This window comes from Vulcanisaeta distributa JCM 11216, assembly GCF_001315985.1.
Lineage (GTDB): Archaea > Thermoproteota > Thermoprotei > Thermoproteales > Thermocladiaceae > Vulcanisaeta > Vulcanisaeta distributa_E.
The window spans coordinates 1-4,920 of sequence record NZ_BBBI01000038.1 but is presented as its reverse complement, the minus strand read 5'-3'; the positions used below and the strand labels follow the sequence as shown (position 1 = coordinate 4,920).

The 4,920-nt window shown below is 47.7% G+C and carries 7 protein-coding genes, 1 pseudogene and 1 CRISPR repeat array; of the genes and pseudogenes, 2 read left to right on the top strand and 6 right to left on the bottom strand.

Annotation, left to right across the window (positions count from 1 at the left end):
• Positions 1 to 246: pseudogene (locus JCM11216_RS13855) on the bottom strand (hypothetical protein); the annotation flags it as partial.
• Between the two features lie 31 nt (positions 247 to 277).
• Here JCM11216_RS13855 and JCM11216_RS20225 point away from each other — a divergent pair.
• Positions 278 to 460: a hypothetical protein gene (locus JCM11216_RS20225; protein WP_243676445.1), complete on the top strand. Its 183-nt coding sequence runs from the start codon at positions 278 to 280 to the stop codon at positions 458 to 460.
• A 147-nt stretch (positions 461 to 607) separates the two neighbouring features.
• Positions 608 to 1,486: direct repeats of the CRISPR family, unit length 25 nt; unit sequence GAGGATTTCAATAGAATATTGAAAG.
• 143 nt (positions 1,487 to 1,629) lie between these two features.
• Here JCM11216_RS20225 and JCM11216_RS13850 read toward each other — a convergent pair.
• Positions 1,630 to 2,082, bottom strand: coding sequence for a hypothetical protein (locus tag JCM11216_RS13850; RefSeq protein WP_054854576.1), 453 nt, complete (start codon positions 2,080 to 2,082; stop codon positions 1,630 to 1,632).
• Between the two features lie 75 nt (positions 2,083 to 2,157).
• Here JCM11216_RS13850 and JCM11216_RS13845 point away from each other — a divergent pair, with 75 nt between their 5' ends.
• Positions 2,158 to 3,219 (top strand): hypothetical protein, encoded by a 1,062-nt coding sequence (locus JCM11216_RS13845; RefSeq protein ID WP_054854575.1) that lies wholly within the window; start codon positions 2,158 to 2,160, stop codon positions 3,217 to 3,219.
• Positions 3,220 to 3,292: 73 nt separating this feature from the next.
• Here the strand turns inward: JCM11216_RS13845 and JCM11216_RS13840 are convergent, their stop codons facing one another.
• From JCM11216_RS13840 to JCM11216_RS13830, 4 genes are read right to left on the bottom strand one after another with little or no spacing between them, the layout of a single operon-like run.
• Complete coding sequence (locus tag JCM11216_RS13840; RefSeq protein ID WP_243676444.1) at positions 3,293 to 3,811, bottom strand: hypothetical protein; 519 nt, start codon at positions 3,809 to 3,811, stop codon at positions 3,293 to 3,295.
• Entirely contained in the window at positions 3,711 to 4,037 is a 327-nt protein-coding gene (locus tag JCM11216_RS20220; RefSeq protein ID WP_243676443.1) for a hypothetical protein, read from the bottom strand. The genes JCM11216_RS13840 and JCM11216_RS20220 overlap by 101 nt, the downstream gene beginning before the upstream one ends.
• Positions 4,034 to 4,408 carry a hypothetical protein gene (locus JCM11216_RS13835; RefSeq protein ID WP_054854573.1) on the bottom strand — a complete coding sequence of 125 codons (375 nt, stop codon included), beginning with the start codon at positions 4,406 to 4,408 and terminating at the stop codon, positions 4,034 to 4,036. The genes JCM11216_RS20220 and JCM11216_RS13835 overlap by 4 nt, the downstream gene beginning before the upstream one ends.
• Positions 4,409 to 4,453: 45 nt before the next feature.
• Entirely contained in the window at positions 4,454 to 4,747 is a 294-nt protein-coding gene (locus JCM11216_RS13830) for a hypothetical protein (protein WP_054854577.1), read from the bottom strand.
• Between the last annotated feature and the right edge of the window lie 173 nt (positions 4,748 to 4,920).

The window sequence follows — 4,920 nt, the reverse complement described above, 5'->3', positions numbered from 1 at the left end:
ACTCATTAGGGCTAGGAACGTTATTGATGGGTCTGAACCAGCAATGAAGTAGGAGTTGGCTATGCTGATTAGCTCACGCCTATGACTCCTAGGCAAAACCCACGGGTTGTTGAATGCCCTCAAAACAGTGGCGATTCTACGCCAAGCCCCACTCAACTTAGCACTCTCACCAACCGCACTGTCAATTCCATCCACCGGAGACCTAACAATGAAGACCAAGTCAGCAACAAGCTCCCTAACATCCATCAACAATGCATAATCAATACCTTAAAAGGGAGTGCAGGGCACGAGACAATGCAATAAGCAATTAATGCACGTTAACATGCACAAAGCACAACCACAAACAACGAGCCACCACACCAATGGCGTAATCAAGGAGTGTGTACGATCTCATGCACACCCCACGTTTTACAAAGCACTAAGCACCGTAGGAACAGGCTCGGTGTTTAGGGGGGGTTGAAATTTCGTGGGAACAAGAATTCAATTTCCCCAAAGAATCGTGAGAACAAAAACGAAACGTAAGCATTAGAAGCAGAAAGATGTACCAACGAGGGCCAAGGAAACAAGGAGGAAAAACTTAAAAAGAGCCAAATAAAGTAGCGAGCCAGAGGATTTCAATAGAATATTGAAAGATAATAATCCCTTAGCAAGTGGTAGTACAATGCCAATTGGAGTCCATGACTCGGAGGATTTCAATAGAATATTGAAAGTTCCAAGCTCCTTGGGGGGGTACCGCCATTGCGTAGTAATGGCTTCTGGGAGGATTTCAATAGAATATTGAAAGTCGGATAGGTAGCAATCCCAATCAAGCTCGCCATTGTTAGTAGAGGATTTCAATAGAATATTGAAAGTTGCCACATATCGCGTAACACAGAGAACCTGTTAGATTATCCCGAGGATTTCAATAGAATATTGAAAGATTCAACATACTATTCAATGCATTCAATAAGAAGCTTGGAGCATTGGAGGATTTCAATAGAATATTGAAAGTATTTAATCGAGACCTCAAAGGAGGAGGGCGAGCCTGCGGGGTGGTGTCGGAGGATTTCAATAGAATATTGAAAGGGTCATTAATCGTTGGGTTAATGACCTCCGCATTCATCAGAGTCTTCAGAGGATTTCAATAGAATATTGAAAGCTCGGTGAACCCAACCACGAATGCGGAGAACAAGACGCTGATTAAGAGGATTTCAATAGAATATTGAAAGTATCTAGCGAAAAACGCATCGTAATTCCTTACAACGAACCAGTACCGAAGATTTCAATAGAATATTGAAAGTTTGTCCACGACGACCTTGATTAATTCCGTGGTTATTTTGTAGAAGATTTCAATAGAATATTGAAAGTCAATAATTACTCTCATCGTCTCTTCTGGCATGTCGCGCCATACAGAGGATTTCAATAGAATATTGAAAGAACTTGGCAATCCTCTCGCTCAGTGTGGACGCTGGAATTGGCTGTGAGGATTTCAATAGAATATTGAGGGGGGGTGGTCTTCTTGTCGTTGATTAAGGCCTGGTTGGCTGGTCAGGAGGATTTTTGTTGGTTTTGCCTGTCCTTAGCGTCTTGGGTTGGGTTGGGAGTCGAGAATCAGTGTTTTTGATTTTTGGGTTTGATTTTTTGAGGTTGTTATGAGACTGTTGCCGTGTATGTCCCACTACTGGTTATCACGGCTACGCTCGTTACCTCATCCGTTGATGGGTTGCAGCTTGAGTAGGCTATGGTGAGTGTCTGGCCTGGCTTGAGGGTTATCGGCAAGCCACTGCTTAACTGCTGGCCGTCTAGGTAGTAGGTGGCCACTGAGCAACTTGCTTGGCTTTGGCTGGCATAGAGGATTACTCCATCAATCCTTAGGTTGCCAACGCCAGCATCCTTAATATTCACGAATAGGTTTCCACTCGACGCTGTTGCAGTTATCATCGGCGCATTGGCTGTGCCTAACGACCTATTCACTCCCCCCCCGTAAACCAGGTACATTATTGCCAATGCCATGACTATGCCTACAAGCGTCGTTATTAGCCAGAGTACGTTGAATTCGCCACGCCTAGACCTACCAACCACACTCACCGGCTTGGAACTCATCGAAATTGCTTATTGACTTGTTTTTAAGGGCTGGTGCGAAGCCATGCTTATTAACTCATTCGCGAGGCGTTATTGATGGGGGGGTTGGGCTTTGAGTTCTGGAGTTGGTGGGAGTACACTGGGAAAATAACCAAGGCAGTGACGATAATAGGCTTAGCAGCAATAATAATGCTGGCAATAATAATAGCCAGCCCACATGTTAAACCACTACAAACAATAGATAAGTCCCTTGGGTTGGTTCAGGTGCAGACGAATTACGTGCCAATGAACCACACGGTTTACGTAAACCAAACAATCGTCAAGTACGTAAACCAGACGGTGGTTAAGTATGTGGTGAGTGGTCCATCTTACCTTAGCCAGTTGGCTGGCAATTGCAGTGGCGATTTTGTGATACTGCCCAATGGTACTGCGTGGCTTGTCTACATATGGCTCATACCCAGGGACTACCTAATGAATAACCCAGTGCTTAGCCAAGCCTTCCTAAACCTAAGCAGTGGCATACCCATTATTGGCCATTATAACAGTAGCAATGGCTACGCCGAAATAACCGTTAAGTACCTGGTCTCCTCATTCGTAGGCCTTGAGCCGAAGCCCATGAGCATTGTGGCCTTCACGCCGTGCTACTGGAATAATGACACAATCCTCGGCAATTACTACGTGGCGATATGCGGCGATGTTATTGGTTTTCCAATATCGATGCTTATGCTCAACGCCAAAATCGTTAGGCTGAACTCCACGGCGTTTGAGGAGGTCGTGCCATTCCAGCCATTAGCCTCTGGAATCAGCTATCCAGTGGTTGGCGGCGGCATTAACTGGTCATTCCCAGGGTACTTCAACCTCACGATACCGCAGATCAACACCACGTACTACGGCTTCATGACGCTCTACAGCCTCATAAATGTGAATGAGAGCCAGTACTACGCGATGTCAGCCCCAATATTCTACGCTGTGCCGGGCCCGGAGTGCACGCTAAACGTGGTTTACGCACCAAACCCGCAGGCTGCGCTATACATAACACTGCCCAGGGACTACATTGAACTCCTTAGGGAGTCCGGCGTTAAGGTCTATGGATTTTACGTGCCCAACGACGTATACATGGGCTTCTGGGTCTGGAGGCAGCCAGGCTATACCGGTTAAAACCTATTGGAAAGTTAAAATCGAGTCAAATTTTTAATTTTGAACTTATGGTTTTAAGCCGTAATTGCAAAGGTCAAACGCCAGGAGGTCCATTAAATCCATCTACGCATTGCCAAGTTACTTCGAACGACCCACTACCACTTGTTATTGGCCCGGTCCCACTATCACCGCCATGCGCAATTACGTAGGCGTACCATCCAGGTGGTGGTGATGGGCAACTTATCGATATGGATGCGCTGTTTTGGTCGGATGCTACGGATGATGATACCTTGGCTTTAATAATTATGTAGGTGCTAGGGCTTCCACCTGCCGAGCCACTCCAAGTGGCGGAGCCAGTGCCGTTGTAGGGGCAGGTCAGCGACCAACTTATGGTCGCCGTGCCACTGCCACTATCACCGCTGGTACTACCCGAATAACTAATCGATATCTGGTACGAGCAGTTATTACCCCCCCCGCCGCCATTGCCATTGCCTGGCGGTTGCCCCCCCGTGTTATTTCCCGGTGGTTGTCCCGTGTTGTTGCTTGGTGGTTGGTTGTTGCCTGAGCCCCCCCAGTTGTTTTGTGGTGCTGTGCACGTCACTTGGAACGTCACTGACTGCCCCCGGGCTCGCCGTTGCTTGGCTCGGCGTTATGCTACACGTCTCATAGCCCGGCGGGACTCCGGTCACGTAGGCGTTGAGTGTTGTTGGTCCAGTCGCGTAGATTTTGAATGTGGTTGTTGAGTAGCCGTTAGCCGTTCCGTTCGGCCAGGTTATGAGCCACTCGGCGCCTGGGTTATCAACCACGCTCACAATCAATGGGCTTGGCCAGACAATCAAGGACCAACACCGGCCTTGGCGATCACGCAAACGGAGGGCTTAACCGCTGAGCAAACCATGACTGCGCTGGGCAGCTTATCGACTACGTAGAACCAAGCATCGTTGTGGTGAAGCACCCTGGACTCAACGTTTATGCGTGAGCCATCGCTTAGGAATATGGTTTTGATGAAGAATGGCTCATGACCAGTATTAATCACAGCCACGTAGTACCCGTTTTTGTAAGGAACAACATCAACCACAGGCCATAGGTAGTTGGCCAGTACCTGGTTTTGTGTGTAGGCGTAGTATCCGTAGACTGCTAGTCCTAGGGCTAGGCTCATTATAGCCATGGCTATTACAAAGCCAATTGTCCCCCGTGAAAACCTCCTCAATGGACTCCATCAAATGGACTTACTGATTAATTTTTAAGGTGGTTGTTAAGTGGCTGTGCTGTTCATAGCCGTTGATGGGCATGAGTAGTAGGTGATGTTGTAGCCATTAACAACCACCGTGTAGGCTAGGCAGTAGCCGTCTAGAGCCGGCTCGCCAAAACCAATTGATGAGTTTATTGGCTTTGGTGGCTCGTAACTACCCATTAAGCCGGCCCAGTTGGTCCTATCAACGATTGACCTGGCCAGTGGTGTGCTGATCACGATTAAGCCGATGATGGCAATGATTGCTAGAGCCATTATAACGGCGGTGGTTACAGAGGTTATTCCTCTAGAAGCCATGACAAACCACCACTCGTTTTTAATCACTTGACTTTTAAGGGGGTGGTTTTACGTGGGACTCCCGATTGCCATTCCCACGTACTTGGCTAGGTTTTCAAACATTTGGGTTAGGATCCACGTAGCCTCGCTTGAAGCCGTGCTAACGGCACTCGTTGGGTTGGTCAGTAAGCCGG